Annotated in this window: 18 protein-coding genes; 16 read left to right on the top strand and 2 right to left on the bottom strand. The window is 66.8% G+C overall.

The window, feature by feature from the left end:
• The first annotated feature begins 71 nt into the window (after nucleotides 1-71).
• The 16 genes from ACFZAI_RS21740 (at nucleotide 72) to ccmI (ending at nucleotide 13,621) form a co-directional block, all read left to right on the top strand.
• Nucleotides 72-1,034: a 3-hydroxyacyl-CoA dehydrogenase family protein gene (locus ACFZAI_RS21740; RefSeq protein WP_391568854.1), complete on the top strand. Its 963-nt coding sequence runs from the start codon at nucleotides 72-74 to the stop codon at nucleotides 1,032-1,034.
• A complete protein-coding gene (locus ACFZAI_RS21735; RefSeq protein ID WP_391568853.1) occupies nucleotides 1,031-1,885 on the top strand; it encodes a 3-keto-5-aminohexanoate cleavage protein in 855 nt (284 codons plus the stop codon). Before ACFZAI_RS21740 ends, ACFZAI_RS21735 begins: the two co-directional genes overlap by 4 nt.
• Before the next feature lie 227 nt (nucleotides 1,886-2,112).
• Nucleotides 2,113-2,271 carry a periplasmic nitrate reductase, NapE protein gene (napE, locus tag ACFZAI_RS21730; RefSeq protein ID WP_054426275.1) on the top strand — a complete coding sequence of 53 codons (159 nt, stop codon included), beginning with the start codon at nucleotides 2,113-2,115 and terminating at the stop codon, nucleotides 2,269-2,271.
• A gap of 20 nt (nucleotides 2,272-2,291) precedes the next feature.
• Nucleotides 2,292-2,606, top strand: coding sequence for a chaperone NapD (locus ACFZAI_RS21725; RefSeq protein WP_391568852.1), 315 nt, complete (start codon nucleotides 2,292-2,294; stop codon nucleotides 2,604-2,606).
• Nucleotides 2,590-5,085 (top strand): periplasmic nitrate reductase subunit alpha, encoded by a 2,496-nt coding sequence (napA, locus tag ACFZAI_RS21720; protein WP_391568851.1) that lies wholly within the window; start codon nucleotides 2,590-2,592, stop codon nucleotides 5,083-5,085. Before ACFZAI_RS21725 ends, napA begins: the two co-directional genes overlap by 17 nt.
• A 19-nt stretch (nucleotides 5,086-5,104) precedes the next feature.
• On the top strand, nucleotides 5,105-5,593 hold the full coding sequence (locus tag ACFZAI_RS21715) for a nitrate reductase cytochrome c-type subunit (protein ID WP_391568850.1): 489 nt from the start codon (nucleotides 5,105-5,107) through the stop codon (nucleotides 5,591-5,593).
• Between the two features lie 17 nt (nucleotides 5,594-5,610).
• On the top strand, nucleotides 5,611-6,246 hold the full coding sequence (locus tag ACFZAI_RS21710; protein WP_391568849.1) for a cytochrome c3 family protein: 636 nt from the start codon (nucleotides 5,611-5,613) through the stop codon (nucleotides 6,244-6,246).
• Entirely contained in the window at nucleotides 6,233-7,012 is a 780-nt protein-coding gene (gene ccmA / locus ACFZAI_RS21705; RefSeq protein ID WP_391568848.1) for a heme ABC exporter ATP-binding protein CcmA, read from the top strand. Before ACFZAI_RS21710 ends, ccmA begins: the two co-directional genes overlap by 14 nt.
• The gene (gene ccmB, locus ACFZAI_RS21700) at nucleotides 6,978-7,643 is read left to right on the top strand and encodes a heme exporter protein CcmB (protein ID WP_054426287.1); all 666 of its coding nucleotides are present in this window, start codon (nucleotides 6,978-6,980) and stop codon (nucleotides 7,641-7,643) included. The genes ccmA and ccmB overlap by 35 nt, the downstream gene beginning before the upstream one ends.
• A 56-nt stretch (nucleotides 7,644-7,699) precedes the next feature.
• Nucleotides 7,700-8,473, top strand: coding sequence for a heme ABC transporter permease CcmC (gene ccmC, locus ACFZAI_RS21695; RefSeq protein WP_391569190.1), 774 nt, complete (start codon nucleotides 7,700-7,702; stop codon nucleotides 8,471-8,473).
• A complete protein-coding gene (gene ccmD / locus ACFZAI_RS21690; RefSeq protein ID WP_391568847.1) occupies nucleotides 8,470-8,655 on the top strand; it encodes a heme exporter protein CcmD in 186 nt (61 codons plus the stop codon). The genes ccmC and ccmD overlap by 4 nt, the downstream gene beginning before the upstream one ends.
• Nucleotides 8,652-9,146, top strand: a complete 495-nt coding sequence (ccmE, locus tag ACFZAI_RS21685; protein ID WP_391568846.1) for a cytochrome c maturation protein CcmE — start codon at nucleotides 8,652-8,654, stop codon at nucleotides 9,144-9,146. The genes ccmD and ccmE overlap by 4 nt, the downstream gene beginning before the upstream one ends.
• Nucleotides 9,143-11,170 (top strand): heme lyase CcmF/NrfE family subunit, encoded by a 2,028-nt coding sequence (locus tag ACFZAI_RS21680; protein WP_391568845.1) that lies wholly within the window; start codon nucleotides 9,143-9,145, stop codon nucleotides 11,168-11,170. Before ccmE ends, ACFZAI_RS21680 begins: the two co-directional genes overlap by 4 nt.
• Entirely contained in the window at nucleotides 11,170-11,691 is a 522-nt protein-coding gene (locus tag ACFZAI_RS21675) for a DsbE family thiol:disulfide interchange protein (protein WP_391568844.1), read from the top strand. Before ACFZAI_RS21680 ends, ACFZAI_RS21675 begins: the two co-directional genes overlap by 1 nt.
• A gap of 125 nt (nucleotides 11,692-11,816) precedes the next feature.
• A complete protein-coding gene (locus ACFZAI_RS21670; RefSeq protein WP_391569189.1) occupies nucleotides 11,817-12,275 on the top strand; it encodes a cytochrome c-type biogenesis protein CcmH in 459 nt (152 codons plus the stop codon).
• Nucleotides 12,272-13,621, top strand: a complete 1,350-nt coding sequence (gene ccmI / locus ACFZAI_RS21665) for a c-type cytochrome biogenesis protein CcmI (RefSeq protein ID WP_391568843.1) — start codon at nucleotides 12,272-12,274, stop codon at nucleotides 13,619-13,621. The genes ACFZAI_RS21670 and ccmI overlap by 4 nt, the downstream gene beginning before the upstream one ends.
• 91 nt (nucleotides 13,622-13,712) lie before the next feature.
• Here the strand turns inward: ccmI and ACFZAI_RS21660 are convergent, their stop codons facing one another.
• A complete protein-coding gene (locus ACFZAI_RS21660; protein ID WP_391568842.1) occupies nucleotides 13,713-16,910 on the bottom strand; it encodes a tetrathionate reductase subunit A in 3,198 nt (1,065 codons plus the stop codon).
• Entirely contained in the window at nucleotides 16,907-17,962 is a 1,056-nt protein-coding gene (gene nrfD, locus ACFZAI_RS21655) for an NrfD/PsrC family molybdoenzyme membrane anchor subunit (protein ID WP_391568841.1), read from the bottom strand. The genes ACFZAI_RS21660 and nrfD overlap by 4 nt, the downstream gene beginning before the upstream one ends.
• Nucleotides 17,963-17,971 lie beyond the last annotated feature (9 nt).

Below are 17,971 nucleotides of genomic sequence, written 5' to 3'. Positions count from 1 at the left end.
AATCTGATTCATCAATCAAAGCGGGTTCTCTACACTCGCCCCCAATGACGATGCAGACATAGGAGCAAACCATGCAGACGGACGCAAAAGCGCTGCCCAATCCGGGCGCGGCGCATGCAGTGGTGGTGGGCGGCGGCACGATGGGCGCCGACGTGGCGGTGGTGTTGACCCGCGCGGCCTGCCGCACCACCGTGATCGAATCGAACGCCGAGCGCGCCGCGGGCTTGCCCGCGCGCGTGGCCGAGAACCTGAAGACGATTGGCCGCGAAGCCAATGCCGCGCTGCTGGCCACCGCGCCCAGCCTGGACGAGGTGGATTGGTCCACGGTGGACCTTGTCATCGAGTGCATTCCTGAACGGTTGGACATCAAGCAGGCGCTGTTTGCGGATTTGGTGCGGCGCGCCCGTCCTGACGCAATACTCGCCAGCAATAGCTCCAGCTTCCCGATCAGCGCCATCGGCGTAGGCCTGGAAACGCGCGGCCGCATGTTGGGCCTGCACTTCTTCATGCCGGCGCATCTGGTGCCGCTGGTGGAAGTGGTGCTGGGCGAAGCCAGCGACAACGCGTGCGCGGATTCGCTCATCGCCTTCATGCGCCGTTGCGGCAGCGTGCCGGTGAAGGTCAAGCAAGACCTGCCGGGTTTTCTGGCCAACCGCTTGCAGCACGCGCTGTCGCGCGAAGCGTTTGACCTGATCGACCGCGGCATCGCATCGCCCGAAGACGTGGACGCGGCCGTGCGCTTTGGCTTTGGCTTCCGCTTTCTGGCCGCCGGCCCCGTCATGCAGCGCGATCACGCGGGCATTGATGTGCACGCCGCCGCGGGCGCAACGATGTATCCCACGTTCTGCAACGCGGATCACCCCGCGCGCTGCCTTACCGAGCGCGCCGCCGATGGCCGCTATGGCATGAAGGCGGGCGAAGGCTTCTACACCTGGACGCCTGAGACCATCGCCGCCGAACGCGCCCGGTACGACCGCCTGCTGCGCGCTGGCCTGGACCTGATCAACCCCGAGCTGCCGGAGATTCAACCTTGAACGCCCCCGCCCTGCCGCGCGCCGCGCTGGCCGATTCCCCCGTCATCATCACCGTGGCGCCCAACGGCGCCTACAAGAAGGCCGCCGACCACCCCGCCGTGCCGTTGACGGCCGACGACCTGGCGCGTGAAGCGCGCGCCTGCCTGGACGCGGGCGCCGGCATGATGCACATGCACGTGCGCAAGCCCGACGGCAGCCATTTGCTGGACGCGCAAGCCTATCGCGACGCGCTGGCGGCCGTGGAACGCGCCGTGGGCCGCGAGCTGCTGGTGCAGGTCACGAGCGAAGCCGCGGGCGTCTACCAGGCGGCGGAGCAGATTGCGCTGGTGCGTGAACTGCAACCCGAAGCCGTGTCGATCGGCCTGCGCGAAATTGCGGTGCCTGATATTCCCGAAGCGGAACTGGCGGCGTTCTTCGCCTGGATTGCCGAACGCCGCATCATGACGCAGATCATTCTGTATGACGAAGGCGATGTGCGGCGCTGGCTGTCGTTGCGCGCGCGCGGACTGGTGCCGCCGGGCGCGTGGTCGGTGTTGTTCGTGCTGGGCCGCTACAGCGTGGGCCAGACCTCATCGGCGTATGATTTGCTGCCCTTTCTGGCCGCCTACGATCATTCGCTGCCGTGGGCGATCTGCGCTTTCGGGCCTGAAGAAAACGCCTGCGTCACGACGGCGGCGGCGTTTGGGGGCCACATGCGCGTGGGATTTGAAAACAATCTGAAGCTGCGCGACGGCGGGATTGCTGCGGGCAATGCCGACCTGGTGCGCCAGGCCGCCGAGGGCGCGCGTGCGCTGGGCCGGCCCTTGGCCACGGCAGAAGATGCGCGCCGCATCTACGGCGCAATCGGCTGATTCAGCGTAGCCCTCGCCCTTCGTACTGATTCGCAACGCGTATCAGTACGGCTGCCTGACGCGCCCCCGGACACCCGTCCGGGCCAGCGTCAGGCACCCTTCTATACAGCGCCATTTCAAGATTGTTTCGCCGTGATGCAACATTGACGGCATGTAAAAGCACTGCTAAAAACTTCGACATCCGCACGTTCAATGCAATACCCCAACTGTCGCAAGTGAGGTGGTGTGTGCAAAACGAGTCTGATGGCTATACCAAGCCGCAGGAGCTGCGCAGTTTCCTGTTCCTGACGGCAGTCATGGCCCCCGTTCTTACGGTCATCATCGTCGCGGGATACGGGTTCATCGTCTGGTTCTACCAGCTGCTTGCCGGCCCCCCGGGCAGCTGATCAGACGCGACGGAACCCCCATGTCCGCGCTTCCCCCCCTTGCGCCCGCTGCGGCGCCCGAGCTGCACATAACCAGCTTGGTCGTGCACGCCCTGCCACTCCGTCTGCCCGAGGTCCGCGCCGCCATCCTGGCCATTGCGGGATCGGAAATCCATGGCGCGTCCGACACCGGCAAACTGGTCGTCACGCTGGAAGCGCCCTCCACCGACGACATGATGGCGCGGATCTCCGAGATCCAGCGCCTGGATGGCGTGCTGGCTTCGGCGCTGGTCTACCAGCACGCCGATACGCTTGCCGCGATGAACGAGGAGATTGGCGATGTCCATGGCTCGTAGAGACTTCATCAAGCAATCCGCCGCAGCCGCAGCCGCTACCGTGGCCGGCATTCCCATCGTCGGCTACACACAGAACATCGTGACCGAATCCGAGGCCGCCAAACTGAAATGGTCGAAGGCGCCCTGTCGGTTCTGCGGGACCGGCTGCGGCGTGAACGTCGCCGTCAAAGACAACCAGGTCGTGGCCACGCATGGCGATTTCAACGCCGAGGTCAACAAGGGCCTGAACTGCGTCAAGGGCTATTTCCTGTCGAAGATCATGTACGGCAACGACCGGCTGACCACGCCGTTGCTGCGCATGAAAGACGGCAAGTACGCCAAGGACGGCGAGTTTGCGCCGGTGTCCTGGGACCAGGTCTTTGACGTCATGGCCGAACAATTCAAGCGGGTGTTGAAAGACAAGGGGCCGACCGCCGTGGGCATGTTCGGTTCCGGGCAATGGACCGTGTGGGAAGGCTACGCCGCGCTCAAGCTGATGAAGGCGGGCTTCCGGTCAAACAACCTGGACCCGAACGCGCGGCACTGTATGGCGTCGGCGGCCGTGGGCTTCATGCGCACCTTCGGCGCCGACGAACCCATGGGCTGTTATGACGACATCGAGAACGCTGACGCCTTCGTGCTGTGGGGTTCGAACATGGCCGAAATGCACCCCATCCTGTGGACGCGCGTCACCGACCGGCGCTTGTCTGCGCCCAAGACCAAGGTAGCGGTGCTGTCCACCTTCGAGCACCGCTCGTACGAACTGGCCGACCTGACGCTGACCTTCACGCCGCAGACGGACCTGGCGATTCTGAACTACATCGCCAACTACATCATCCAGACCAAACGCGTGAACCGCGACTTCGTGGACAAGCACACGGTGTTTCACGAAGGCAACACCGACATCGGCTATGGCTTGCGGCCCGACCACCCCTTGCAAAAGGCCGCCAAGAACGCCGACAAGGCCGGCGGCTCCAAGCCCATCACGTATGACGACTTCGCCAAGTTCGTCTCGAAGTACGACCTGGAATACACGTCCAAACTGACCGGCGTGCCGCAGAAGCAATTGCAGGATCTGGCGGAGCTGTACGCGGACCCGAAGATTCGCGTGACGTCATTCTGGACGATGGGCTTTAACCAGCACACGCGCGGGGTGTGGGCCAACAACATGGTCTACAACATCCACCTGCTGACCGGCAAAATCTCCACGCCGGGCAACAGCCCGTTCTCGTTGACGGGGCAGCCTTCGGCCTGTGGCACCGCGCGCGAAGTGGGTACGTTCTCGCATCGCCTGCCCGCCGACCTGGTGGTCACCAACCCCAAGCACCGCGCGCATGCCGAAGCATTGTGGCAACTGCCCGACGGCACGATCCCCGACAAGGTGGGCGCGCACGCCGTGCTGCAAAACCGCATGCTGAAAGACGGGCAGATCAACGCCTACTGGGTGATGGTCAACAACAACATGCAGGCCGCCGCCAACCTGATGAACGAAGGCTTGCCCGGCTACCGCAACCCCGACAACTTCATTGTGGTGTCGGACGCCTACCCCACCGTCACCACCATTTCCGCTGACCTGATACTGCCCGCCGCGATGTGGGTGGAAAAGGAAGGCGCGTACGGCAACGCCGAACGGCGCACGCAGTTCTGGCATCAGCTGGTGAACGCCCCTGGCGATGCGCGCTCTGACCTGTGGCAGCTGATGGAGTTTTCCAAGCGCTTCAAGGTGGAAGACGTGTGGCCGGCCGACTTGTTGGCGAAAAAGCCCGAATACCGCGGCAAGACGCTGTTCGACGTGCTGTTCGCCAACGGCAAGGTGAACAAATTCCCCAACAGCGAATTGAACGCCGAATACGAAAACCAGGAAGCCAAGGCATTCGGCTTTTACGCGCAAAAGGGCCTCTTCGAGGAATACGCCGAATTCGGCCGGGGCCATGGCCACGACCTGGCCCCGTTTGACACCTACCACGACGTGCGCGGCCTGCGCTGGCCGGTCGTCAACGGCAAGGAAACGCTGTGGCGCTACCGCGAAGGCAGCGACCCGTACGTCAAAGCGGGCGCGGGCTTCGAGTTCTACGGCAACCCGGATGGCCGCGCCATCATCTACGCCCTGCCCTATGAGCCGCCCCCGGAATCGCCGGACGAGGAATACCCGTTCTGGCTGTCCACCGGACGCATCCTGGAGCACTGGCATTCGGGTTCGATGACGCGGCGCGTGCCCGAGCTGTACCGCGCGTTTCCCAACGCGGTCTGTTTCATGCACCCCGACGATGCGCAGTCGATGGGTTTGCGGCGCGGCGTGGAAGTCGAAATTGTGTCGCGGCGCGGAAAGATGCGCACGCGGCTGGAGACACGCGGGCGCGACAAGCCGCCGCGCGGCCTGGTCTTCGTGCCGTGGTTTGACGCCGGCCAGCTGATCAACAAGGTCACGCTGGACGCCACCGACCCGATCTCGTTCCAGACCGACTTCAAGAAGTGCGCGGTCAAGATCGTCAAGGTCTGAAGGCGCCCGGGAGACAGCCATGAACGTACGCGCTACCGCCATCGCCATCGTGATATCCGCCGGCGCCGCTTTCGCTACGCCCGCGTGGGCGGCCCCGCCGCTTGAGGTGGAAGACCCCATGCGCGGCCCCACGCCGATTGCCGAGGAAACCAATCCGCCGCTGATCAGCCCCATCGAAAACAAAGACATCAAGCGGATGCGGACGTATTCGATGCAGCCGCCCACCATTCCGCACAAGATCGACGGCTATCAGATCGACAAGAACTACAACCGCTGCCTGGCTTGCCATGCGCGGGTGAACACCGAGGAAACGCAGGCGCCACCCTTGAGCGTGACGCACTACATGGACCGCGACAGCAATGTGCTGGCCGAAGTCTCGCCGCGCCGCTATTTCTGTGTGCAATGCCACGTGCCGCAGGCCGAGGCCAAGCCGCTGGTGTCGAACACGTATGAAGACATCGACGTGATCCTCAAGCGCCTGACCGCCCCGGCGTCCCAGAAGAAGTAAGGGAAGAGGACGCCGCCATGTTCAAGCTTCTGAAGCGCTACTGGAACATCATCCGCCGCCCCAGCGTGCATTTCAGCCTGGGCTTTCTGACGATCGGTGGTTTCATTGGCGGCATCCTGTTCTGGGGCGCCTTCAACACCGCGATGGAACTGACCAACACCGAAAAATTCTGCACCGGCTGCCACGAAATGCGCGACAACGTGTATGCCGAATTGAAGGGCACCATCCACTTCACCAACCGCTCGGGCGTGCGCGCGCTGTGTTCCGACTGCCACGTGCCGCACAACTGGACGGACAAGATCGCGCGCAAGATGCAGGCGTCCAAGGAGGTGTGGGGCAAGATCTTCGGCACCATCGACACGCGCGAAAAGTTCATGGACAAGCGGCTGGAACTGGCCCAACACGAATGGGCGCGCTTCAAGGCCAACGATTCCCTGGAATGCCGCAACTGCCATAACTACGAATACATGGACTTCACGCGCCAGAGCGTGCGCGCGCAGAACATGCACAGCACGTATCTGGCCGATAAATCCAAGACGTGTATCGATTGCCACAAGGGCATCGCGCACACGCTGCCGCACATTCCGCCGGGCCAGACGTCCGACGCCACGCCCGCCGGCGCGCCGAAAGAGGTGGCGAATGCGGCCCGCTGACGCCCCGCCGCCGCTGCTGTCGGCGTGCGAGCTACGCAGCCCGCGCGGGGGACTGAATGGCGGGCTGAATGGCGAACAGGATGGCGCCCCCCACGGCGAACGCCGTTGCCAAGCCCGTCGCGACCCCTACGGCACGCGCGCGGTCAGCTTTGATTTGCACGCCGGCCAGCTGCTGCATGTGCAAGGCGCCAACGGCAGCGGCAAGACGAGCTTGCTGCGGATGCTGGCGGGGCTGCTTCGCCCGCTGTCTGGGGCCGTGTATGCACAAGGCTGCGACGTCCGGCGGGACCCGCCCGCCTACTTCGCCCGCGTGGCGTTTCTGGGCCATGCCAATGGGCTGACCGGTGAATTGAGCGCCTTGGAGAACATGCGGTATAGCCTGCACGTGGCAGGCACGCCGCAAGACGATGACGCCATCGCAAACGCCTTGCGCACCTGGCGCCTGGATGCCTGTCTGCATACGCCTGCCGCGCGCTTGTCGCAAGGCCAGGGCCGCCGGCTGGCGCTGGCCGCCGTGGTGCTGGGCGGCAAACCGTTATGGCTGCTGGACGAACCCGACGCGGGGCTGGACGCAGCCAGCCTGGATCAGTTGTGGGCGATGCTCAACACGCATCTGGATAGGGGCGGCGCGGCGGTGGTGGCTTCGCACCGCGTGCCGGCCAGCGCGCCCATGCTCACCCAAGGCCTCACCGCAAGCCGCACGCCAACCCTCAACCTGGATGACTACGCGGATGCTGGCTACGCTGTCTCAGTTAGCGCTGCGTGATATCCGGCTCGCCTGGCGCCGGCCCGCCGATACGTTGGGCGCTACGCTGTTCTTCATCGTTGCGGGGTCGTTGTTTCCGCTGGCAATTGGCCCGGACCCCGCGCTGCTGCTGGCCATCGGGCCGGGCGTGCTGTGGGTCTGCGCGCTGCTGGGCATCTTGCTGAGCCTGCATCGCCCGTTTTCTCAAGACCATGACAGCGGCGCGCTGGAGCAGTTGCTGGTGTCGCCGCATCCGCTGCCCTTGCTGGTGGGCGTGAAGCTGGCTGCGCACTGGTTCAGCGTGTGCTTGCCGCTGATACTTGCCAGCCCCGTGCTGGCCTTGCAATTCGGCTTGCCGCCCGAGGCGATCGGCGTGCTTGCGCTATCGCTGCTGTTGGGTACCCCCACGCTGGCGCTGGTGGGCGGGCTGGGCGCGGCGCTGACGCTGGGTTTGCGCGGCGGCGCGCTGTTGCCCTTGCTGGTGCTGCCGCTGTATGTGCCTGTGCTGATTTTTGGCGCGGGCGCGGTGTCGGCCACGCACGCGGGCTTGGGCGCCGGGCCGCAATTGTCGCTGCTGGGCGCCTGCCTGTGCCTGGCCATTCTGTTGTGCCCCTGGAGCGCGTCCGCCGCGCTGCGCGTGGCGCTGGACTAAGAGGCCTCATGCAGAAGCTTCCCGCCTTCCATTCGCCACCGTCCTCGCCGGGGCCGATGTCACCGTCGCTGCCGGGGGCAACACCCGTCGCCGCATCGGGCTCGGGGTGGGTGCGTTACGCATCGCCGGCCGTGTTCTACCCGCTGGCCGGGCGGCTGATTCCGCTGCTGGCGCTGGCCGCCGCCTTATTCGCCGCCGCAGGTCTGTGGGTGGGCTTGGCGGTGGCGCCCACCGACAGCCAGCAGGGCGAGGTCTACCGCATACTTTTCATCCATGTGGCGGCCGCGTGGATGTCGATGTTTCTGTATCTGGTGATGGCGGGGTATGCCGCGCTGGGCCTGATTTACAACACGCGGCTGTCGTTCATGATGATGCGTGCGCTGGCGCCCACGGGTGCGCTGTTTACCTTCCTGACCTTGTGGACGGGCGCGCTGTGGGGCAAGCCCACGTGGGGCGCGTGGTGGGTGTGGGATGCGCGCCTGACGTCGGAATTGATTCTGCTGTTCTTGTACCTGGGCTTCATGGCCTTGCAGGCCGCCACCGACGACATCCGGCGCGCCGATCGCGGCGGCGCCATTCTGCTGCTGGCCGGCGTGGTGAATGTGCCCATCATCTACTTCTCGGTGCGCTGGTGGAGCACGCTGCATCAAGGCGCGTCGATCAATCTGACCACCGCGCCCAGCATGGCGCGCATCATGGTCACCGCCATGCTGCTGATGGTGGCGGCGTTCTGGCTGTACAGCGCGGCCGTGGCGCTGGCGCGCGTGCGCGGCATCATCGCGGCGCGTGAACCGGGCGTATTGCACGCGAATCGCAAGGAGGCCCGATGACTTGGGATGCGATCTTTTCCCTACAGGGGCATGGCCCGTACATTCTGGGCGCGTACGGCGTGACGGCGGCGCTGATGGGCGTGGAAGTCCTGCTGCTGTGGCGCCGCGCACGCGTTCGCCGCGACAGGCGTGCGGGTGCGGCCCGCCCCAACCAGGACCGCCCCAACGAGGACCGCCCATGACCCCACGCAAGCGTCGCGCCTTGGCCATCGCGGGCGGGCTCGGCCCGCTGGCGCTGGCCACTGCGCTGGTGCTCAACGCATTGCAATCGAACCTGGTTTTCTTCTTCAGCCCGTCTCAAGTGGTGGCCAAGGAAGCGCCGCGCACCGGCAGTTTCCGCGTGGGCGGGCTGGTGGAGCCGGGCTCGGTCCGCCGCGACGCCGACGGCCTGACCTTGCGCTTCATCGTGACGGACACCGCGCACACCGTCCCCGTCACCTACCAAGGCTTGTTGCCCGATCTGTTTCGCGAGGGCAAGGGCGTCGTCGCCGCCGGCAAGCTGGATGCCGACGGCGTGTTCCGCGCAACCGAGATCTTGGCCAAGCACGATGAAAACTACATGCCGCCCGAAGCCGCCGACGCATTGAAACGTGCGGGCAGCCAGGGTTCCGCCAACGCCACGGCCACGGCCACGGCCACGGCCAACAGGGCGATGCGGGCGGAGGCGCGATGATTCCCGAGATCGGACTCTTCAGCCTGATCCTGGCGCTGCTGGTGGCCTTGGCGCAAACGACGCTGCCGCTGATCGGCGCGGCCACCGGGTGGCAAGCGGGGATGCGCGTGGCGCGGCCCGCCGCCGTGGGCCAGTTCGCGCTGACGACGCTGGCCTTTGGCTGTCTGGCCTGGTCGTTCGTGCATAACGATTTTTCGGTGCTGTACGTGGCGGGCAATTCGCATGCCGACCTGCCCGCCGCCTACCGTTTCGCGGCCGTCTGGGGCGGGCATGAAGGCTCGCTGCTGCTGTGGCTGTACCTGCTTACCGCGTGGACCTTGGCCGTGGCCGTCTTCAGCCGCCGCCTGCCGCTGCCCTTTGTCGCCCGCGTGCTGGCGGTGATGGGCGGGATCAGCGTGGGATTTCTGCTGTTCCTGCTGTTTTTGTCCAATCCGTTTGAACGGCTGATGCCCCCGGCCATGGCCGGCCGCGACCTGAACCCGCTGCTGCAAGACCCCGGCATGATCGTGCATCCGCCCATGCTGTACATGGGCTATGTGGGTTTTTCGGTGGCCTTCGCATTCGCCATTGCCGCGCTGCTGTCGGGCGAGTTGGACGCGCTGTGGGCGCGTTGGGTACGGCCCTGGACGCTGGCGGCGTGGACGTTTCTGACCGTCGGCATTTTGCTAGGCAGCGCGTGGGCGTACTACGTCCTGGGCTGGGGCGGCTGGTGGTTCTGGGACCCGGTGGAAAACGCGTCCTTCATGCCGTGGCTGGCAGGCACCGCGCTGATCCATTCGCTGATCGTCACCGAGCGGCGCGGCGCGTTCCGCAGCTGGACGGTGCTGCTGGCGATCTGCACGTTTTCGCTCAGCATCCTGGGCACATTCCTGGTGCGCTCGGGCGTGCTGACCTCTGTCCATGCCTTCGCCGTGGACCCGGGGCGCGGCCTGTACATCCTGGCCTTCATGACGGTGATCGTCGGCGGGTCGTTGATGCTGTACGCCTGGCGCGCGCCCACGGTCGGGCTGGGCGGCGGGTTTTCGTTGTTGTCGCGTGAATCGCTGCTGCTGTCGAACAATGTGGTGCTGACGGTAGCGGCCGGCTCGGTACTGCTGGGCACGCTGTATCCGGTAGTGCTGGACGTGTTGGACTGGGGCAAGATCTCGATCGGGCCGCCCTACTTCGAAGCCGTGTTCGTGCCGCTGATGACGCCCGCCATTTTTCTAATGGGCGTTGGCCCCGTGGCGCGCTGGAAGCAGGCCGAGGCGCCGGAACTCGCGCGCCGCTTACGCGCCGCCTTCGCCGTCAGCGTGGCCACCGCCGTGCTGCTGCCGCTGGCCATGCCCGGCCCGCTGCGGCTGGGGTCGCCGATGATCATGCTGGGCCTGTGGCTGGCGGCGTGGTCCACCGCCAGCGCCGCCACGCACGCCTGGCAACGGCTGAACGACAACGCGGGCGAGCGCGGCCAATGGCTGCGCCGCCTGGGCCGGCAGCCGCGCAGCTGGTACGGCATGCTGCTGGCGCATGCCGGCGTGGGCATCTTCATCGCGGGCGTCACGCTGGCCAACGGCTATGAGGTCAAGCACGAGCTACGCCTGGAGCTGGGCGCCACGCAGGAAGCAGGCGGCTATCAATTCACGTTCGCCAGCATCGCGCCCGCGGCAGGCCCGAACTACAGCGCGCAACGCGCCGTGTTTCCCGTCACGCGCAACGGCAAGCCGGTGGTGACGCTGTACCCGGAAAAGCGCTTGTACACGGTGCAGGACATGGCGCTGAGCCAGGCCGATATCGACAGCGGCTTCACGCGCGACCTGTTCGTGGCGCTGGGCGAACCCGTGGGCGACACGGCATGGACGGTGCGTATTCAGGTCAAACCCTTCATGACGTGGATCTGGACGGGCTGCCTGCTGATGGCGTTGGGCGGCTTGCTGGCGGCGGGCGACAAGCGCTATCTCCGCACGCACGAAGCGGGCGCGCGCGATCCGAAAACCTTGCCCTCCGATCACCGGCCGGTCCCTCACGCCTCGCGGGAGGGCGTCTGATGCTGCGCTACCTGCTGCCGCTGGGCGTCTTCATGGCGATGGCTGTGTTTCTGGCGATGGGCCTGTCGCGCGACCCGCGCGCCGTGCCGTCCGCCATGATCGACAAGCCCGCCCCCGCGATCAGCCTGCCGCTGCTGCACGCGTCAGGCCAGACGCTGGACGTGCAATCCCTGCGCGGGCAGGTATGGCTGCTGAACGTATGGGCGTCGTGGTGCGCGCCCTGCCGCGAAGAATTGCCCGTGCTGCGCGAAGCCGCGCAGCGCCATGGCGTGCCGCTGTACGGGCTGAACTACAAAGACAAACCCGACGATGCGCGCGCCTGGCTGGTGCGCTATGGCAACCCGTACATTGCGTCGGCATCTGACACCGACGGGCGCGTCGGAATCGAGTACGGCGTCTACGGCGTGCCGGAAACGTTTGTGATCGATGGCGCGGGCCGCATCCGGTACAAGCAGTTGGGGCTGATCACGCCCGAGATCTGGCGCACGCGGATCGAACCGCTGCTCAAGGAGCTGAAATGATTACGCGCGGGCGGTGGATAGCGGCGCTGACGCTGCGCTTGAGGTGGGCGCTGCGGTTGGGATGGGCGCTGCGGTTGGCGATAACGCTGGCATGGACGTTGAGGTTGAGGCTGGCGTTGGCGTTGATGGTGGGCTGGACCCTGGCGCTGGCGATGACTGCCCTGCCCGCCGCCACTGCGGCCACGCCCCCGACCGCCCCACTGCCCGCCCTGTCTCCCGCCGATCAGCAACGCGCCGACAAACTTGCGCACGGCTTGCGCTGCCTGGTCTGCCAGAACCAGACGCTGGCCGACTCCAACGCACCGCTCGCGCACGACATGCGCGACCTGATCCATGCGCAACTAGCCGAAGGCCGTAGCGACGCCCAGATCATGCGTTTCTTCGAAGACCGTTACGGTGATTTCGTCCGCTACGACCCGCCGTTCAAACCCATCACCTGGCTGCTGTGGATAGGCCCGTTTGCGCTGATGGCGCTGGGCTTCTGGGTGCTGGTGCGCACGCTCAAGCGCCGCGCCGTCGCCCGCGCGCCGCTGACCGCCGACGAACGCGCCCGCGCCGCCCGCTTTCTGGACACCGGCTCATGACCACGCTATGGCTCGTTGTGCTGCTGCTGTTGCTGGCCACGCTGCTGTGCCTGATTCCGCCGCTGGTGCGCCGCCCGCCGACGCGGCCGTCAATCACGGCGGACGCGAATGTGCGCGCCTTCTATCTGGCCCAGCGCGAACAATTGCAGCGCGACCTGAACAACGGCAGCCTGAGCCCGGCCGCGCGCGTGCGGGCGGAAGAGGAGTTGCAGCGTGACATGTTGCAAGACCTGGCGCTGCGCCAATCGCAAGCGCTGCCTGCCGGCGGGCAGCGCGCCGGCATCGCGGCCGCCTGCCTGTTGAGCGTGCTGGTTCCCGTGGCCGCCGTGCTGTTGTACGGCAAGCTGGGCAACCCGCGCGCGGCGGCGGATGTGGCAATGACGCGCGCGGCCGAACCGCATGCCGAGGACTCGGGCGACGATATGGCGCTGGCCATCAACGCGCTGGCGCAGCGGCTGCGCGCCACGCCGGATGACGCCGACGGCTGGTACACGCTGGCGCGCTCTTACGAAACGCTGGGCCGCTACACGGATGCGGTGGCGGCGTATCAACAGGTGCTGCGTCTGGTGCCGGGACAACCCGCCGTGCTGGCGGATCTGGCCGACGCCCTGCTGTCAGCCAATCAAGGCGCGCCAGACGCGAATTCTATTGCCGCCGTGGCGCAGGCGTTGGCGGCGCAACCTGACCAGCCCAAAGCCTTGGCGCTGGCGGGCATGATGGCGCTACGCCGCGGCGACGCCGCCGAAGCGCTGGCGCATTGGGAACGCTTGCAGGCGCTGCTGCCCCCCGATTCGGAAGCCGCGCGTCAGATTCAATCGAACATCGCGCAGGCGCGGGGGATGGCGGCGGGCGGTGCGGCTTCAGGTGCGCCAGCGGCGGCTTCAAGTGCGGCGGCGGCGGGCGTACCGGCGGCGGGCATACCGGCTTCGGGCGTACCGGCTTCGGGCGCAACGGCGTCCGGCCCGCCCGCACCCGCAGGCCAGTCCCCGGCGGCCGCCTCCACGCCCCGCCTGAGCGGCCACGCACGCATCGCCGAATCGCTGCGCGGGAAGGTGCAGCCCGGCGATACCGTGTTCATTCTGGCGCGGCCCGTCGAAGGCTCGCGCATGCCCTTGGCCATCCTGCGGATGCGCGTGTCGGACTTGCCGCGCGCCTTCGCGCTGGACGACAGCAACGCGATGTCGCCCGACGCCACGCTGTCGCGCGCCAGCAAGGTCCGGGTGGAAATCCGGATCAGCCGGTCTGGCACGGCCGCCGCTCAATCCGGAGACCTGAGCGGCGTGCTGCCTGACGTGGCGGTGCCTGCCAGCGGGCTGGAGCTGGTGGCCGACACGGTCGCGCCGTGATGCCGTCCCGCCTCAGGCGCTGACGCCAGGCTGCTGCGTCAGGCTGACGGGGCAGGCTAACGCGGCAGGCCGCCGCATCGCCCCCCCTGCCCTACACCCGCTCGATCCGTGCCGGCAGGCCTTGGCGCACCGCCGCCCCCGACACCCAATCGATCCACACGTTGGCGTGCTCGCCTCGCGTGGTGTCGCCAAAGCCCAAGTCATTCAGGTTGACGCCCGCCGACAGCGACGCATCGTGCGGCATGGGCTTGCCGTCCACCACGTGCACGCGCGCGCCCAGTTCGGTGTGGCCGTAGCCGTGTTCGATGCCGACGGCGCCCGGCTGGATGCCGTCGCGCAGCAGCGCCCGCCCCGTCACCGCGCCGCCAGGCGTCACGATGCGCACGGCGTCGCCGTTGCGGATGCCCAGCCGTTCGCCATCCTGCCGGTTGATCGACACCGGGTTGTGCGGATGCACCTGACGCAAGCGGTTCACGCCGATCGACATCGAGCTCATCAGGTTCGACTTGAACGAGCTAAGCAGGAACGGCCACTGCTGCGCGGGATACTCGGCGCGCATGTCGCGGCCATCGGCCAGCCTTGCGGGGTACCAGGTGGGGCAGCCGCTATAGCGTTCGCCCGTCATCGCGTGCCGGAAGCCGGCCAGTTCTTCGCTCCAGATTTGCAGGGGCTTGGCGTAAGCCAGACGCGTCTGCCGCGATGCTCCGTTTTGCACCCAGGCGTCTTCCATCTTGTCGAAGCGCCCGCCCCGGCTCATCAGCATTGCCACTTGGCGCCATTCGCCGGGCTTGAGCTTCTGCTCCAGCAGGCCACGATAGCGGTCCACGCCAGTCAGCGCCATGTCGTCATCCGAGGCTTCAGGCACGGGGCGGCCGGCCGAGAATGCGATGTTGGCCATGCCGCGCAGGAAGAAGTCTTCCGGCGTGTCCAGCGCGTGCTTGCCGCCGTCCTTGTCCGAGATGGCGTTGGCGCCAAAGCCCGGCATGCCCAGGCGCTTGGCGCAGGCAATCAGGAACGTTTCCAGGCACACGGGCTCGTTGGTGGCGGTGCGCGCTACGCGGGGTTGCACGGCCGGCCAGCGCACGGTGGACGCTTTGGCGACCACATCCGCCCACGGCGCCGACACGCCCCAGCTTTCGTAGGTAACGGTGTCCGGCACGATGTAGTCGGCCAGCGCGTTGGTCTCGTTGATGAAGGGGTTGATCGACACCGACAGCGGCAAGATACGCGGGTCTTTCATCTTGTCGGCCAGCACGGTCTTGAAGCCGGCAATGCCGTAGACCGGGTTGCTCATGTGGTTGAACCAGACTTTGGCGCGGTAGGGATACCCGGCCAAGGCGGACGCCAGCATCTCTGAACTCAGGCCACCGGTGGCCGGATACCAGGGCGCCGACGCCGGGTACACCGGTTGGCCGGCCGCCTTCTTGCGCTTGAATTCGCTGGATTTCTCGTAGGGGAAACGGTTGCGCGACAAGGCCACGCCTTTGGGCGTCGCGCGGTTGGCGAAGCCGGCGATGTTGTAGCGCGGGCCGGGGCCGTACGGCGGGAACGGGCCGGCGTCCAGCACCAGACCGCCGTCCACGTTCAAGTTGCCGACCAGCGTGTTGAGCATGGCGATGGCGTAGGCGGTGTAGAAGCCTGCGCCGCTCATGGTGCCGCCGTGCGCATCGGCCACGGCGCGTTTGCCGTAGCTGGTGAAGCGTTCGGCCAGCGACGCCATCTTGCCGGCAGGCACGCCGCTCAAGGTGGCGTATTCGTCCAGGGACTTGCGGTGCGATTCTTCGCGCAGCAAGGCCAGCGACGAACACACGCGCAGGGGTTGCGCCGACAGCCCGGGTACGGCGATGGCGTCGTCCACGAACAAGGTGGCGGGCGAAGCCGTCGTGTGCGGCGCGAGCGTGCCGTCTTCCAGGCGCACCACGTAGACGTCTTCCCACTTGTCGTCGGCATCGGCCGGGCGCGGCCAGCCCATGTCTGCGCCGCGCACGAAACTGCCCAGGCGCGGATGGCCGCGTTCGGACACGACCAGATGGGTGGCGTTGGTCCACGCGGCTTCGCCCGCCGCCTTCATGGCGTTGGGGCCGGGCTGCGCCAACGCGCGGGCGTCGAAGCGTTCGTGATCCAGAATCCAGCGGATCAGCCCCATGGCCAGCGCCAGGTCACCGGCGGGGTTCACGGGCAGCCATTCGTTGCCCGACCCTGCCGACAAGCTGGACGACGCGGGCAGCATGGGCGACACGACGACGTAGGTGAAGCTGTCTGCTTCCGGGCGCACGCGGGCTTCGGCCAGTTGCCGAGCTTGGCGCTGGAATGGGTTGCCGGCCTGCGCCGGGGCCGCGCCAATGAATAGGCCGAAGCGGGCGTTGTCCCAATCCGGTTTGCCGTGCGGCATGCCTTTCAAGTCGCCCAACGCTGCGCCCGCGCCAACGCGAAAGCTCTGTCCGCAATACGAGCCGTGGTTGCTGAAGTTGACGGTGCCGAACGACTGCGCGGCAAAGCGCTGGATCAGCGGCGTGCGGCCTTCGTTGGAGGCATCGGTAAACAGGAACTGATTGACGCGTGCGCCGTACTCGGGGTTGTCGGGGTCCAGCGGGGTGTCGCGGTCGTAGATGGCGCGCAGGCCGTCCACATGCCCTTCGCCGAAGAGGTCGCCGCCTTCGCAGACTTCCTGCACCAGTTGCTCGAACGAGATGGTTTGCCACTTGCCTTCGCCGCGGGCGCCGACGCGCTTCATCGGTTGCAGCACGCGGAACGGGCTGTTCATTTGTTCGAGCATGGCGGAGCCGCGCGCGCAGGACGTGGCGCGCCCTTCCAAGCCGTTATCGCCGCCCAGTTGCGCGTAGACGTCGCGCACGGGCGTTTCCATGGCGGCGGGCCGCGTAGTTGCCAGCGGGTGGTAGGGGTTGCCGGCCACGCGCAGGATGCGGTTTTCTTGGGTATCGATGCGCAGGCGCACGCCGCATTGCGTCCAGCAGCCCAGACAGCTGGAGGGGCTGACGGTCTGGCCGGGTTGGGCGTTGAGCAGGCCGGTGAGCGGGTCGATGCGGAATTCCGGCGTCAGCGAGTTGCCGCGCACGGCGTGGGCCGTGGGCACACCGGCCGTGCCGTGGGCCAGGCCCTTGACGGCGCGCGAGACCGTTTCACCGTAGCCGGCCGCAAAGGCGGCCATGCCGCCGGCGACCAGGCCGCCGCGCACCATCAGCTTGCGGCGGGCGGCGTCTTGCGGGGAATTTTCGTGGGGGTCGTCAGCGGCGGGGTCTGGCTTGTCGTGTTCGGGGAGCTTGTTCATTGCGTTGTGTTCCATGTCTTGTTCTGCAGGCCGCGTACGCATGCCGGGAATCGTTCCAGCGTCCAGGTCACCAGGGTGACCAGCGCCACGCACAGGCCCAGCACGCCGAACATGCCCAGCAGGCCGTCACTGCCCCACGGCATGTCGTACAGATAGAGTCCGGCGCCGTACTTGGGTACGCCTTGCACGCTCATGAAGACCACCCAGCGGAAGATCCATGCCGCGGCCAGCATCGTGAGCGCAAGCGTGGCGGACGGCAGCGGCGCGGCTAGCGACGATGCGGGCCGTTGCAGCAAGGCGATCATGCAGAAGGCGGTGATGACCGCGCCGGCCAGGCTGATACGCCAGATGGGAAATTCGGCAAACAGGCGCAGCGCGGCGTCGAACGACGGGTCCAGGCCCAGCATGCCCATCAGGCTCCAGGCGCCTGCGCCCAGCGCCATCATGACAACCGCAGCCAGGCTCAGGCGGCGCAGCAGGCCGACCGGCAGCGCCTTCAAGCCGCCCGGCAGCCAGCGGCCCACCAGGAACATGGCGCCCAATGCGCCGAGCCAGGCGGTCAGCGCGAAGTTGATGGGCAGGAACACGGTGTGCCACAAGGGCCGTGAACGCAGCACCATGACTTCGGCGCCGGTGTAGACCAGGATGGATAAGGCGGACACGGCGAGGGCAATGGCCAGCAGTCGCGCCCAGGCGATTCGGCCCCACCACCAGGCGGCGCAGAACAGCACGGACAGGCCGACGAAGACGGGCAGCAGCAAGGCGCCAAGCCACATCCATGACCAGGGCGTGAGGTGCGCGTAGAAGTGCCAGAATCTTCCGGGTTGATGTAAGTCGGCAAGTAGCGACACAGGTGCTGCGATGGCGGTGACGAGCAGTACGGCGGCCGCCGCGGGCAGCAGTTGGCGTGCGGGCGAGCCGGCGTGGCCGAATGCGGCAAAGGCGGCGGTCAGCGCAGTGGTGGCGGCGATGCCGATAAGAAAGAAATACTGCACGGCCCAGGGCAGCCAGGCGGCGTCGTAGACCGGCGTGAGCAATTCCGAGATCTGCATGAATGTCCC

It is taken from the genome of Achromobacter sp. NPDC008082 (genome assembly GCF_042957345.1).
Classification (GTDB): Bacteria; Pseudomonadota; Gammaproteobacteria; order Burkholderiales; family Burkholderiaceae_B; genus Achromobacter; species Achromobacter kerstersii_A.
This window is presented reverse-complemented; position numbering and strand designations above follow the sequence as displayed.